Here is a 13,509-nt window from a genome sequence, read left to right as displayed (position 1 = left end):
TGCTAAATCTTTTGAGGGATTCAAAAACAGAATATTATCTAAGATTACGGCTATGACGGTCATTCAATATATAAACATATTTGAATTCAACAGAAATATCAATAACCTAAAAATCAATATTGCCTAAATGCACAACGGGTTACTAAAGTAATTACCTTCACAAAAGGAATAGTTATAAATTCTGTATTTTTACGCTCGTATTATGAAAAAAGAAAAGCAAAAAATTTTATTAGTTGAAGACGACCCTAAGGTGTGTTCCTTTATAAATAAGGGGCTTACCGAAGAAGGTTTTGAAGTTTCCATAGCTTTAAATGGAAGTGAAGGGTTTAGGTTAGCTACTTCTTCTGAGTTTGATTTGCTAATTCTTGATATTATGCTTCCTGAGATGAACGGAATGGACATCTGTAAGGAGATTAGAAAAAATAACGCCAGTATTCCAATTATATTTTTAACGGCTCTTGGAAGTCCAGAAAACATAGCATTAGGACTAAATACTGGAGCCGACGATTATTTAGTAAAGCCGTTTAAGTTTATTGAATTAACCGCTAGAATAAATAGTTTGTTAAGAAGGTCTTCCAATAACAAATCGTTGGTTAACCAAGCGTCTAATATTTATACGTTTGAAACAATTGTTGTAAACGATGCTGCCAAAACAGTTCAAAGAGACAGTCATAAAATTAATTTAACTTCTACAGAATATAAGCTTTTGTTAGCTTTTATAAAGTCGCCTGGAATTGTACTTTCTAGAAATGAGCTTTTAGATAATGTTTGGGGAGTAAATTTTGATATTGGGACAAATGTAGTAGATGTGTATGTAAATTATTTACGGAAAAAGCTAGAGAAATATAACGGAGAACGTCTTATCCATACTGTAATTGGGATGGGATATATTTTAAGAGTAAACGATGAAGACACAAAATAGAATAATCATATTTTTAACCTCCGTTTTCTTTGCTTATATTTTAATATTTAGTGGTGTAATATATTATTCTATAAGTAGTTATGCGTATACGGATTTCTATAAAAGACTGGAGATTAGAGCCATTACCATGGCAAAAATTCAATTAGAAAACAATCAAGATATTGATGTTGTTAAAGAGATTCGCCAAGATTTTTTAGAAAAACTTCCAGATGAAAAAATAACGCTTATAGATCTTGATGAAATAGCCGATTCTGAGGTTTTATTAAATAAAGCAAATATTCCACAGGAGTTTATACAGCAAATTATAGAAGAAGAAAGAGTATTTTACAAGCAAAATAATACCTTTTATTCAGGAATAAAATATGAAAATTATATAGTAGTTGTTTCTGCACAAAATTATTATGCAGAACACCACATGGTCCATTTAAGAAACCTTCTGTTTTTCTCTCTGCTTATTTCAGTTTTAATAATAGTATTTATTGCGTATTTTTTTTCTCGAACGGTAATGCAACCTATAAGTAAGATTATTAAAGGAGTGAAGAAAATTGGGACAGAAAGTCTTAATTATCGTTTAGAGGAGTCTCAAAGTAATGAAGAAATGAAAAGTTTGGCTACCACTTTTAACGATATGCTTAACCGATTGGAAACTTCTTTTGAAACACAGAAAAATTTTATTAGTAATGCTTCTCATGAGCTTAATACTCCGCTAACTTCAATTATTGGGGAAGCAGAAGTTACGTTGTCTAAAGACAGAAGTTCTGAAGAATATAAACAATCGTTAATTACAATTTTAGAGGAAGCTGAAAAACTGAATAAAAAAACTAAAGCATTGTTGTTTCTTGCACAAACGGGTTACAATAAAGGAAAAATAAATCAAGACAGCATTATCCGAATGGATGAGTTAGTTATTGATGTTAAAACTACGGTTGAAAAAATTTATCCTGAAGCTAATATTTATCTGGACTTTAATTTGTTACCCGAAAATCCTTATCATTTAAAAGTAAAAGGAAATGAGCAATTATTACATCTGGCTGTTTCTAATATTGTAATGAATGCATGCAAATATTCCAATAATGCCAAGGTGGATATTATTCTAGCTGCCTCTGATGTAAATGTGATTTTAATTATTAAAGACTTAGGAGTTGGAATTCCAGAAAAAGAGTTAGGCTATATTTACGATCCATTTTTTAGAGCTTCAAATACTGAAGATTACTCAGGTTACGGAATTGGATTGCCATTAAGTAGGAATGTTATTAAACTTCATAGAGGAGAGCTCATTGTTAGCTCTAAAGAAAATGAAGGAACAACAGTAGAGATTTTACTTCCTCACAAATAATTAATTCTCTCGCAAGCTATTCGCTAAGATTAGACAGATTTTACAACAGTAGAATCTTAATTAATGATAACATAGCGGCTTATAAAATTTATCTATCAACTGTCTCGAGGCAAGCCTACAAGGAATGCAAAGGAAAATAATTTAATCCATTTCGACGTAGAGCCCTTCGGTAAACTCAAGATAGGCTATAGGGATTAAAACCCTCAATGAGGGATTTGAAAATTCTAATGGAATTCTAATGTGGTCTTAATTCCATTCTTATAATGTAAACATAGTTTTGTTTTTAAGTAAAAAAAACAAACTATGAAGAAGATATTAGTTCCTACAGATTTTACAATTCAGTCTTTATCACTATTAAAAAAAGTAATTAGCAGTCAGACAGAAAAAATCAATATTGTACTTATTTACAGCGCTCCAATTTCTAGCTCTATTACAGAACTTTTATTTTTCTCCAAAAAACAACAAATAGAAATGCTTCAAGAGGAAAAATTTAATGAAGCACTTGAAATATTGGGTAATAAACACGCTAGAATAATCAATTCTATTTCTACAGATTTATATCATGGATATACAAAAAATGCTTTTGAAAACTATATAAAAGCAAATAAGATAGACGAAGCATATATTCCCATGGCTGTGAAGAAGCAGAAAGAAAAAAATTTCCTTTTAATAAATACTATTAAGAGGTCAAATTTGATTGTTAATGAAGTAGAAACTCCTTTAGAAATAATCTACCAGACTCAAGGAACTTTTGCGAAATTACTTACGTCATAGCTCTCAAAAAAACAATTATGAAGAATAAAATTGTACTAATATACCTGCTTTCGTTTGTAGTTATTGTAACAACAATTACACTTGTTTTAAGCAAAAGCACTCCTCCAAATATGGAAATAGTTGGGGTTTGGGAAGAAACATCTTGGAAGTATGAAAAATTGCCATTAAAAAACAATAAATATATTGATGAAACTATAAAGAATGATATTACAGAAGGCTTGATTATACATGAAGCGGAAACTTGGGAGTTTTTACCAAATGGGGAAGTTCTTCTCTCTAGTGAAGACAGGAAAAAGAAGTTAGAGTGGACACTCAAAGGAAGGGGACATATTTTAAAACTTAAATATCCCGATTTTAAGAATGAACATTACAATCTTTATAAAATTAATGATAAAGAAATGGAGCTTCACTTCCAATCGGATATTCAAGCAAGGGGAATAGTTAAGCTAACTTTTAAGAAAAAAGAAGAGATAAATTATGCTGAGAAAATTTAATAATAGCAGAACCGTCAAAGATAATATCCAACTAGGATCCTTATCTGCTTTTTCAGCAGGAATGGTTAATGTTACTTCTGTAATTATATTTTTTGCATTTACGTCGAATGTAACTGGGCATTATGCAATTTTTGCTGAAGAGGTGGCCAAGGGGAATTGGAATGGCGCTATCATTGTATTTGCTTGGATCTTTTTATTTTTTATAGGAAACTTTTGCTCCAATCAAGTCATAATAAACTTCAATCATAAAAATTCGTACATCGCACATTCGGTACCGTTATTTCTTGAAATTATATGTCTGTTTGCAGTAGGAACTTATGGGGAGTTTTATTATCAAGAAACCTTATGGGAAACCGAAATTATGGTTGGTTTGATGTTGTTTGCAATGGGATTACAAAATGGACTGACCGCTAGTATTTCTAATTTTTCGGTAAAAACAACGCATATGACAGGACTTACCACCGATGTTGGTATTCTTGCTTCTATGTACACAAAAAAGAAATACCGTAATAATAAAGCGCTAAAAGAGAAAGGAAAAATATTGCTCTCCATAGCCTTAGCATATATTACAGGGGGGATTTTTGCAGGAGTAGTGTATTTAAAAATTCAATTTATGGTATTTTATGTTGCTTGTTTTGCTATTTCTATCATTATAGGCTATGAATATTATAAATTAAAAATAAACAAACTTATGAGGAGTCGTCGTAAACGAGCACTTCCACCAAAATATAAAATTGCCGATTAAGATATTTTATTACCAAAGGTTTCTAAGAATTATTACGATGGTTAGTTAGGTTTTTTAAACCAGTTGTTACATCAATCCGTTTGGCTTTTTTAAATGGATTGATGTTTTTTTTGCTCTAATTTTACTCGATAATCGAAAGTTTAGTTACTTTGATGTAGTTTCCTTCTTCTTTAATAGTATAGAAACATTAATGTCCGAGTAAAAATACAAGTCCGCTCGCTATAAGAAAAAGAACAACGACTAAATATTAACTATCTAAAAACAAGTAATTTAGATAATAAACATTACTAAAATCCTCTTTTCATTCATTTTTACTAATAGCAAGGAGCCTATTTTGAAAACCTCATTTAAGCCTTGATATAAGTGGAGTACAATAAATTCCGTTAACTTTTATCGGACAACAATAGTTATAGAACACTAAAATTTCATTAGAAAATAGTATTTTGGTAGCCAATAACTATGTAATAAACTTACAAGAAAAAGATATAAATTATAATGTAATATTCCGACCTAGTGTTGAAGAATATAAACATGCTTAATGTGAGTAAACTACCTAGCAGGGGTAAACCTACAAGGTAGTTATAAGAAAAGCATTTTGATTCTGAAATAGGTTTTGGAGCATTAAAATCTCGATTATCGAGTAAATTTAAAACCCCATGAAGCTATTCTTTGCCCTATTTTTTTTCTTTATTTCTTTTATTGGATTTTCCCAACAGACTCAATTTATAGATATAAAAAAAGGAGATGTTACGCTAACAATTGATCCTGAATTAAAAAAAGTTTCAGGTTATGTTGTTTATACTTTTGATATTTTAAAAGCTACGGATTCGCTTTTTATTGATGCTAAAAACATGGAAATAGAAGCTGTGTTTTTAAATGATTCTCCTGTTGAATTTACTTATAACAATACAAAACTAAAAGTAAACTATAACTTTAAATCAAATACTTTAAATAGTTTAAAAATAGAATATTATACAAGTCCTAAAAAAGCTTTATACTTTGTGTCTCCTGACGGAAATAATAAAACTCAAGTATGGACGCAAGGGCAAGGAAAATACACTTCTAATTGGCTTCCTAGCTTTGATGATATGAACGAGAAGATAGAATTTGATCTTTCTATTTCAACTCCATCAATATATAAAACTATAGCAAATGGAAAACTTGTAGATAAAATAGAAGAGAAGAATTTAACTACTTGGAAATACGATATGCAATATCCAATGAGTAGTTATTTAGTAGCTTTAGCAGTTGGGAATTACGATTATGAAACGGAGGTTTCTAAAAGTGGAATTCCTATAGAAATGTATTATTATCCAAATAAATCGGATATAGTAGAACCTACTTATAGGCATACAAAGCATATTTTTGACTTTTTAGAAACAGAAATAGGTGTTGCTTATCCGTGGCAGAATTATAAGCAAGTTCCAGTAAAAGATTTTTTATATGCTGGGATGGAAAATACATCGCTTACTATTTTTTCCGATTCACATATGGTAGATTCAATTGGGTTTATTGATAAAAATTACATCAATGTTAATGCACATGAATTGGCGCATCAATGGTTTGGAGATTTAGTAACAGAGGAGAGTAGCACACACCATTGGTTACAAGAAGGTTTTGCTACGTATTATGCGCTTTTGGCTGAAAAGGAGATTTTTGGGGAAGATTATTTTTACGAGCAATTGTATAATTCAGCTAAACAATTAGAGGATTTAAATAAAAATGGAGGTGAAAGTCTGCTCAATCCAAAGGCGAGTAGCCTTACTTTCTATGAGCGGGGTGCTTGGGCTATTTTTGCATTGCGGAATTATATTGGCGATAGAGCGTTTAAAAAATCGATAAAGAAATATTTAAAAGATTATGCTTTTAAAAACGCCAATACTCACAACTTTATCAATATAGCTGCTGCTAAAAGTCAGATTAAATTAGAAGATTTTGTCCAAAAGTGGTTTGTAAATCCTAAATTTCCATTAGAAGATGCAAAACAATTGTTGCTTCAAAATGAAGTCTCTAAAACCCTGTTAACCATAGATGAAATGAATAATGAAGAAGTAATAAAATATGCAGAAGCGCATCCTATTATTTTTTCTTCTCAAGATAAATCTGTTATAGTTACTCATATTCTTAAACGCTTGCTTCCTAATTCCGAAGAGGAGAAGGCTGTTTTTTTAAAGGCTATGCAGTCTAACGTATTAAAAACACGACAAGCGGTAGCACTATATATGAATCCTATTCCGCAAGAATTTAAATCAGAATTCGAAAAATTACTATTAGATAAGAGTTATCTAACCATACAGAATGCTTTGATGAAGTTGTGGGTAAATTTTCCTTTTCCAAAAGATAGAGTTAGATTTCTTGATAAAACGAAAGGAATAACGGGTTTTAGCGATAAAAACATTGAAACATTATGGCTTACATTGGCTTTAATTACAGAAGACTATCAGCAAAATAATAAAAAAGAATATTTTGATATTTTGTTAAGTTACACCAATCCCTCACAACATTTTGAAATCCGTCAACAGGCTTTTCAATATCTTTATCAAATAAAAGGATTTGATGAAATGGCTCTTAGAAATTTAGTTCAAGCTTGCAAGCATCCTGTATGGCAGTTTTCAAAATTTTCAAGAGAATTGTTGAAAGAGTTAATGAGTAATAAAGATTATAGAATTGTCTTAGAAGGAATTGTAACCGATTTACCTTCCGAAGAAAAAGTTTTTCTTGAACAACAGCTACAAGAAAATTAATTATGAAATGGCCATTAACAATTAAAAACCAACCAATATGATGTCAAGAGCATGCATCTTACCATTGAGAAACATAAATATTAACAGATGAAAGCACTTGTAATATCTGGAGGAGGATCAAAGGGGGCGTTTGCTGGCGGAGTTGCTCAATATTTAATAGAGGAATTAAAAGTAGAGTACGATTTATTTTTGGGAACTTCCACAGGGAGTTTGTTGGTAAATCATTTAGCGCTTAATGAAGTAGAAAAGATAAAGGCTATTTATACCTCAGTAAACAACGAAAGCATCTTTAATATTTGTCCGTTTCGAATTAAAAAAAAGTATGGAGTTCAGCAAATTTCGATTCATCATTTAAATGTAATTCGCAATTTTTTAAGAGGAAGTAAAACTTTTGGAGAGAGTTATAATCTTAAAAAACTGATTCGAAATACTTTTACAGAAGAAGAGTTTTTAAAATTAAAACACAGTAAAAAAGAAGTAATAGTAACCGTATCCAATTTATCCTTAAATCAAGTAGAATACAAATCTATTAACGATTTTACGTATGATGATTTTTGCGATTGGGTTTGGATTTCCAGTAATTACACACCTTTTATGAGTTTAGTGAGAAAAGAAGGCTGTGAATATGCAGATGGAGGTATTGGCACTATGGTTCCTATTGAAGAAGCAATTAGGAGAGGGGCTACAGAAATTGATGCTATTATCCTTCAAACGGAAGTAACACAATTAAATCGTTTGCCTTCTAGAAATCCATTTTCATTACTTACCACTATGTTTAGTTTTATGTTGGATAGAATTGAACATCAAAACATTAGAATTGGGAAGTTTGTAGCGTCTAATAATGATGTTATTATAAATTTTTATTATACACCAACTGTATTAACTACAAATTCCTTAATTTTCAACAAAGAAAAAATGACAAGATGGTGGCAAAGTGGTTTTGATTTTGCTAAATTTAAAAACAAAGAAACGAGTCAGTTATAAGCTACTATAAAAAATCAATATAAAAGTATGCGAGCATTAGTTATAAGTGGAGGGGGAAGTAAAGGAGCATTTGCCGGTGGTGTTGCAGAGCATCTTATGAAAAAGGAAAAAAGAGATTACGATCTTTATTTAGGAACCTCTACCGGAAGCTTATTGATTCCACATTTGGCAAATAATGATATCGAAAAAATCTACGAAGTTTATACTACCGTTACTCAGCGTAAAATTTTCAGTAACAATCCGTTTGTAACTCGTAAAAAAGGAGATGAAGAATATGTAGCTATTAATTACTTAAACGTAATGTGGCAACTTATAAAGCGTAAGCGTACATTTGGGGAAAGTAAAAACTTACGTAAGCACATCAAAAAACATTTTTCTGAAAACGATTATAATTTACTCAAAGAGAAAGGGAAAAATGTAGTGGTAACGGTTTCTAATTTATCTATGAATCGAGTAGAATATAAGTCGATTATGGATTATGAATATGAAGATTTTTGTGATTGGATTTGGCTTTCTTGTAATTATGTTCCGTTTATGTCGCTTGCTAAAAAAAATGGTTTTGAGTATGCTGATGGCGGATTAGGGTGTGTAATTCCAATTCGCGAAGCTATTAAAATGGGCGCTACGGAAGTTGATGCCATTATTTTAGAAACTGAAAACATGGAGCACAAAAAAGTGTTAGGTAAGAATCCATTTTCTTTAATGGTAAATTTATATAGTTTTGTATTAGACCAACTAGAATCTCATGATGTGGTTGAAGGAAAACTAGCAGCTATCAATAAAAATGTGAAGCTAAACACTTATTTTACTCCTACAAGATTAACAGAAAACTCCCTGTATTTTAATAAGGAATTAATGGCGCAATGGTGGGAACAAGGAAAAGAATATGCAGAAGAGCGCGTAAAAATTCAAAAAGATGCTAAAAGAGTAACTATGGCAGGCTAATTTTTTAGACACTTTTACTTTTAAATCTCTATTAAATATAATTGAGAACCATACAAACCATTCCTTATACTATTTTCATAACCATTTTAATATCTGCACGTTTGTATGGAGTATTTGGTTCTAATGGCACTTCTTTAAAACCATATTTACGATAGAGGTGAATAGCATTTTCAAGCTTTCTGCTAGAGTAGAGGAGTACCTCCTTAAAACCTTTGTCTTTGGCAGTATCTATGCTAAACTGTAATAAATGCTGACCTATTTTTTTACCACGGTATTCTGGAGAAACAGCCATTTTTGTTAATTCAAAAATTCCATTTTCAACTTTTAAAAAAGCAAAGCACCCTACTATTTCAGTATCTATTTTAGCAAAATATATAAATCCTCCTTCATCTATAATATTCTCTTTACAATTAGATAATACTTCTTTATCATGAGGTTCTACAATAAAGAATTTCTCAAGCCATTCTACATTTAAATCTCTAAATGCAGTAGCATATTCCATTTTAAATGGTACAATTTCTATGTTCATATATTTCAATCCCTCATTGAGGGTTTTCTTCTCCAGAGCCTGTTCTGAGTTTCCCGAAGGGCTCTACGTCGAAATGGATTAAATTATTTTCTATTAAATACCTCGTAGGCTTACCTCGAGGGAGTTTATTTAATGTAGAAGCATTAGTGTAGCACTAATGATCTAATATGTATTTTAATTGTGTAATTACTTAATAAAGATTTACTTTCTTATAAAATCGGAAACTAGATAAGCTATTGCTTTACCAACTAAGTTTTTTTCTCGTTCGTTTTCCATAATCGGAGCAGCTTCACAAATATGGAGATAAGAAATGTTTTTTGCCTTTTTACTTTTAAATATAATTTCTCTCACAGTATTAAGAGGTAATCCTGAGCTTGTAATGGCACTACTAGGCATTCCTTCTATGGAATCCATATCTATTTCTAGTCCAAATTTAGAAGGTTTTACAAAATCAATCGCTTCTTTTATTTCAAAATCAAAGCCTTTTTCACAACGCACATACAGTTCTTCAAAAGTATTGTATTTAATTCGAGACTCCTTCTCTAGGGTTTTAAATACTTTTTTTGAAGTATAGTTTTCATGAAGCCCAAAGATAAAGTAATTTTCTAAAAATCCTTCATGAAAAGCATAGGAGAATCCGTTTCCGCTATGTCGACCTTCACGTTTTCTAAAATCGGTGTGTGCATCTATATTAAGGCAATTTATAGCATTTCCATAAGCCAATGAAGCGCCTTTTAATATTCCGTAGGCATTATTATGTCCGCCGCCAATAACAATAGGTTTCTTTCCGCTAGTAACAATTTTATGGATTATATTAGTCACTTCCGTATCTATAAGAGCGGTGATATTACGAGCTTCTTCAATTTGTTCCTCTCCTGAAAGGGCATCAATTTTTTTTAATTCAGAAGAAAAATCTAAATGCCCTAATAATAAAACTTTATTACCTTTTGTGTATTGGTTATTTTGAATATTTAAAATATATGGCAATGCTGCTTCCCAAGCATTTCTTGTTCCAGGCTTTCCTAAATTTGCTATTACCCCAATATCTTCGGGAATTCCCATTAAAACATATTTAGTTTCTGAAGCTGATAATTGAGAAACAAGGGAATCGTTCTCATGTAATAATTCTATATGTTCCCCTAATTTTTGCTCTCCTTTTCTAGGAGCAATTAAAGGGGTGATTTTTTTTAAATCGTAACTAACCAAATTTGAAGACATACTGTATATTTATTATAAAGCTGTAAACGCTTTTATCAAAAGATAATCTATGAACTCGTTGAAATTTTCAGGAAATAGAAAAAGTTTAAATGAGTTCTATATGTAAATGTTAAAAAAAAACTGATATGATACAATAAAATAGTTTTAAAAAATCTATTTTTAACTTTTAAACGTATATAATTCGTAAGGCATAGAAAAGAATGACTATTTTGCCGTACCAAATTTTTAAATAAACAACTTATGACAGAAACAAAATCCAATAATGGTTTAAAAGTAATAGCAGGACTACTTGCTGCTGCTTTGATAGGAACTCTTATTTATACAGCAAGCCTGTATAACAGTAAAAAAGAGACTACTAACAAGCTTAACAAAGAAAAAAATCTTGTTATTGAAGATTTGAATAATTTGAAATCTGATTATGATAGGGCTATTTCTGAAAGTGAATCAGCAAATGCTGAATTGGTAGAAGCACGAAATAAAATTGCAACCTATATAGATTCTGTACAGCAAATGAAAGCAGACATTAGTTCGCTTTCTAGATATAGAAGACAAGTACAACAACTTACCAAAGAGCGTGAATTTTTGTTAACTCAAAACGATTCTTTAAGAGCTTCAAATACGTTGTTGGCTATGCAAAGAGATAGTACAAAAACTGCTTTACAGGAACAATCTATGTTTACAGATTCTTTAATTATGCAAAACACTCAGCTTTCTAAAGTTGTAGAAACAGGAGCTGCTTTAGGGTTGGCTAAGTTTTCTGCGGAAGCTGTTAAAGAGCGTAATAGTGGTAAAATTGTTTCTGTAAACAATAATAGAAGAGCAGACAAATTAAAAATTTGTTACACAGTTGGAGCTAATAAAATTACAAAACCTGGAGCTAAACAATTCTATATTCAAGTAACAGATCCATCTGGAACAATTATGGGAGAGCGTGCTGTAGCTGCAAAAGAAGGTACAGAAACATCAGAACCTATAAGTATAACTTACAGTAAAGCTTCTAGTTTTTACTATGAAAACACTGTTTTAGATGTATGTGACTTTATTAATAAAGAAGGAGAAGATTTTGCTGAAGGAAAATACAGTGTTGTGGTTTACGACCAGAATTTAAAAGAATTAGGGTCGACACAATTTGACTTAAAATAAACTTACTAGATATGTAAATGTCGAGTAAAAAAACTCAACTAACCAATTAATTTAAGAAAGCATCGGGATATCTCTCGATGCTTTTTTTATGTTAGTTGTTCAAGAATTTCGGTAACAATCTCTTCTGGAGTATCTGCTATATTTACAGTTATTGCATGTTTTGGAGGCTGTAAAGTCTCAAATTGGGATTTTAGTAGGGCTATAGGCATAAAATGAGAAACTCTGCCTGCAAGTCTTTCTTCAATTAACTTGAAGTCGCCTAACAAATAAATAAACTCTGTGCTTTTTTCAATATCTTTTCTGAGAATTTTTCGATAAGAACCTTTTAAAGCAGAACAAGCAATAATACAGCTTGTGTTAGCTTCTATTTGTTCTATACAGAATTCGTTTATCTTTTCTAGCCATCCCAATCTGTCATCATCATTTAGAGGATGTCCAGCTTTCATTTTTTTGATATTTTCTTCAGGATGAAAATCATCTCCATCATAAAAAGGAATTCCTGTTTTTTCTGAAAGTAATTCCCCAATGGTAGTCTTTCCAGACCCAGAAACTCCCATAACAATTATGGCCTTAGGTTTTGGTAACATATTATATATATATGACACAAGATATAATTTTATTTGAAAAGAAACATTTTTGAGCATCGTAAAATTTGATATTCTTGATAAGAATACCTTCTTGTAAAATGGTAATTTTGGATAATGAAAAACTCAAAGAAATTACCTCTTGTTATTTTAATCGGAATTTTAGGTGTAGTGTTGTTTTCGGCCAAAGCTGTAATGGTTAAATTAGCGTATCAGTATAATGTAAGCGCAGTAAATTTATTGATGTTTAGAATGCTCTTTGCATTACCTTTTTATATTGCTGTGCTTCTTTTTACAAAAAAGGAATCTGAAAAACTCCCAAGGAAAAACTATGTATGGTTAATTGTATTTGGTTTTATAGGATATTATTTGGCGAGTTATTTTGATTTTGTAGGACTTCAATATATAAAAGCGAGTATAGAGAGAATTATTCTATTTATTTATCCTACCATAGTTCTATTGCTCTCTAGTATCTTTCTAAAGCGTCCTATTAGTAGGGTGCAGGTGTTTGCCATATCAATAACTTATATAGGAATTATTATTGCTTTCTGGGACGAAATAAGTGTGGATGGAGCACAATTTCTCTTGGGTGCAGGATTTATTTTCTTAAGCGCCATAACTTATGCATCATACTTGGTGGGAAGCGATTGGTTAATTCCAAAGTTTGGAGTGGTTAGGTTTACATCTTATGCTATGATTGTATCTTGTGTAAGCGTAATACTACATTATAGCCTCTTTGAGCATACATCCTTACTTGGATACCATCCAAATGTATATTGGTTAGGGCTAGCAATGGCTTTTTTCTCCACTGTAATTCCTTCTTATTTGGTGTCCTATTGTATTAAAGAGATTGGGGCTTCAAATTTTTCAATTTTAGCAGGATTAGGTCCCATATCAACTATTATTTTAGCATCTATTTTTTTAGGAGAACGTTTAACGTTACTTCAATTTGGAGGTGCAATTTTGGTAATTGTAGGAATAATTGTAGTGTCTTTAAATAAATCAACTTACAAAAAATCAGGTTCTTAACAATTTTCAGCAAAAGCTTGTTAATTACTTTACTGATGCAGGGTTTCATTTTAAGTCGCTAT

13 protein-coding genes and 1 pseudogene are annotated in these 13,509 nt (G+C 30.9%); 11 read left to right on the top strand and 3 right to left on the bottom strand.

Going from position 1 to position 13,509, the window contains the following annotated elements; translation table 11 throughout:
• The 9 genes and pseudogenes from AC13CQ_RS12550 to AC13CQ_RS12510 form a co-directional block, all read left to right on the top strand.
• Positions 1-127 (top strand): annotated as a pseudogene (locus tag AC13CQ_RS12550) (IS982 family transposase); the annotation flags it as partial.
• 75 nt (positions 128-202) lie between these two features.
• A complete protein-coding gene (locus AC13CQ_RS12545) occupies positions 203-922 on the top strand; it encodes a response regulator transcription factor (protein ID WP_008615064.1) in 720 nt (239 codons plus the stop codon).
• Positions 906-2,258: a sensor histidine kinase gene (locus AC13CQ_RS12540; RefSeq protein ID WP_008615063.1), complete on the top strand. Its 1,353-nt coding sequence runs from the start codon at positions 906-908 to the stop codon at positions 2,256-2,258. The genes AC13CQ_RS12545 and AC13CQ_RS12540 overlap by 17 nt, the downstream gene beginning before the upstream one ends.
• Before the next feature lie 303 nt (positions 2,259-2,561).
• Complete coding sequence (locus AC13CQ_RS12535; RefSeq protein ID WP_008615061.1) at positions 2,562-3,032, top strand: hypothetical protein; 471 nt, start codon at positions 2,562-2,564, stop codon at positions 3,030-3,032.
• A gap of 17 nt (positions 3,033-3,049) precedes the next feature.
• Complete coding sequence (locus AC13CQ_RS12530) at positions 3,050-3,526, top strand: hypothetical protein (protein ID WP_008615060.1); 477 nt, start codon at positions 3,050-3,052, stop codon at positions 3,524-3,526.
• On the top strand, positions 3,510-4,271 hold the full coding sequence (locus tag AC13CQ_RS12525; protein ID WP_008615059.1) for a YoaK family protein: 762 nt from the start codon (positions 3,510-3,512) through the stop codon (positions 4,269-4,271). Before AC13CQ_RS12530 ends, AC13CQ_RS12525 begins: the two co-directional genes overlap by 17 nt.
• A gap of 656 nt (positions 4,272-4,927) precedes the next feature.
• The gene (locus AC13CQ_RS12520) at positions 4,928-7,015 is read left to right on the top strand and encodes a M1 family metallopeptidase (RefSeq protein WP_008615058.1); all 2,088 of its coding nucleotides are present in this window, start codon (positions 4,928-4,930) and stop codon (positions 7,013-7,015) included.
• A gap of 87 nt (positions 7,016-7,102) precedes the next feature.
• On the top strand, positions 7,103-7,999 hold the full coding sequence (locus AC13CQ_RS12515; protein WP_008615056.1) for a patatin-like phospholipase family protein: 897 nt from the start codon (positions 7,103-7,105) through the stop codon (positions 7,997-7,999).
• 27 nt (positions 8,000-8,026) lie between these two features.
• Complete coding sequence (locus AC13CQ_RS12510) at positions 8,027-8,944, top strand: patatin-like phospholipase family protein (protein WP_008615054.1); 918 nt, start codon at positions 8,027-8,029, stop codon at positions 8,942-8,944.
• A 64-nt stretch (positions 8,945-9,008) separates the two neighbouring features.
• Here AC13CQ_RS12510 and AC13CQ_RS12505 read toward each other — a convergent pair whose 3' ends face one another.
• Both AC13CQ_RS12505 and AC13CQ_RS12500 read right to left on the bottom strand, forming a co-directional pair.
• Positions 9,009-9,473 carry a GNAT family N-acetyltransferase gene (locus AC13CQ_RS12505; RefSeq protein ID WP_008615053.1) on the bottom strand — a complete coding sequence of 155 codons (465 nt, stop codon included), beginning with the start codon at positions 9,471-9,473 and terminating at the stop codon, positions 9,009-9,011.
• A gap of 201 nt (positions 9,474-9,674) precedes the next feature.
• Positions 9,675-10,691 (bottom strand): formimidoylglutamase, encoded by a 1,017-nt coding sequence (locus AC13CQ_RS12500; RefSeq protein WP_008615051.1) that lies wholly within the window; start codon positions 10,689-10,691, stop codon positions 9,675-9,677.
• A gap of 240 nt (positions 10,692-10,931) precedes the next feature.
• Here AC13CQ_RS12500 and AC13CQ_RS12495 point away from each other — a divergent pair, with 240 nt between their 5' ends.
• Complete coding sequence (locus AC13CQ_RS12495; protein WP_008615041.1) at positions 10,932-11,834, top strand: hypothetical protein; 903 nt, start codon at positions 10,932-10,934, stop codon at positions 11,832-11,834.
• Positions 11,835-11,920: 86 nt separating this feature from the next.
• Here the strand turns inward: AC13CQ_RS12495 and AC13CQ_RS12490 are convergent, their stop codons facing one another.
• Positions 11,921-12,439 (bottom strand): gluconokinase, encoded by a 519-nt coding sequence (locus AC13CQ_RS12490; protein ID WP_245547684.1) that lies wholly within the window; start codon positions 12,437-12,439, stop codon positions 11,921-11,923.
• Positions 12,440-12,535: 96 nt separating this feature from the next.
• Between AC13CQ_RS12490 and AC13CQ_RS12485 the strand changes: the two genes are divergently transcribed.
• Positions 12,536-13,447 (top strand): DMT family transporter, encoded by a 912-nt coding sequence (locus AC13CQ_RS12485; protein ID WP_008615024.1) that lies wholly within the window; start codon positions 12,536-12,538, stop codon positions 13,445-13,447.
• Positions 13,448-13,509 lie beyond the last annotated feature (62 nt).

Source organism: Galbibacter sp. L-19 (assembly GCF_056857615.1).
The sequence above is the reverse complement of the archived record's forward strand: the minus strand, read 5'-3'. Positions and strand labels throughout refer to the sequence as shown.

Coding starts and splice junctions, on each gene's coding strand:
- AC13CQ_RS12545 (WP_008615064.1), top strand. CDS start 203: ATGAAAAAAGAAAAGCAAAAAATTTTATTAGTTGAAGACGACCCTAAG.
- AC13CQ_RS12540 (WP_008615063.1), top strand. CDS start 906: ATGAAGACACAAAATAGAATAATCATATTTTTAACCTCCGTTTTCTTT.
- AC13CQ_RS12535 (WP_008615061.1), top strand. CDS start 2,562: ATGAAGAAGATATTAGTTCCTACAGATTTTACAATTCAGTCTTTATCA.
- AC13CQ_RS12530 (WP_008615060.1), top strand. CDS start 3,050: ATGAAGAATAAAATTGTACTAATATACCTGCTTTCGTTTGTAGTTATT.
- AC13CQ_RS12525 (WP_008615059.1), top strand. CDS start 3,510: ATGCTGAGAAAATTTAATAATAGCAGAACCGTCAAAGATAATATCCAA.
- AC13CQ_RS12520 (WP_008615058.1), top strand. CDS start 4,928: ATGAAGCTATTCTTTGCCCTATTTTTTTTCTTTATTTCTTTTATTGGA.
- AC13CQ_RS12515 (WP_008615056.1), top strand. CDS start 7,103: ATGAAAGCACTTGTAATATCTGGAGGAGGATCAAAGGGGGCGTTTGCT.
- AC13CQ_RS12510 (WP_008615054.1), top strand. CDS start 8,027: ATGCGAGCATTAGTTATAAGTGGAGGGGGAAGTAAAGGAGCATTTGCC.
- AC13CQ_RS12505 (WP_008615053.1), bottom strand. CDS start 9,473: ATGAACATAGAAATTGTACCATTTAAAATGGAATATGCTACTGCATTT.
- AC13CQ_RS12500 (WP_008615051.1), bottom strand. CDS start 10,691: ATGTCTTCAAATTTGGTTAGTTACGATTTAAAAAAAATCACCCCTTTA.
- AC13CQ_RS12495 (WP_008615041.1), top strand. CDS start 10,932: ATGACAGAAACAAAATCCAATAATGGTTTAAAAGTAATAGCAGGACTA.
- AC13CQ_RS12485 (WP_008615024.1), top strand. CDS start 12,536: ATGAAAAACTCAAAGAAATTACCTCTTGTTATTTTAATCGGAATTTTA.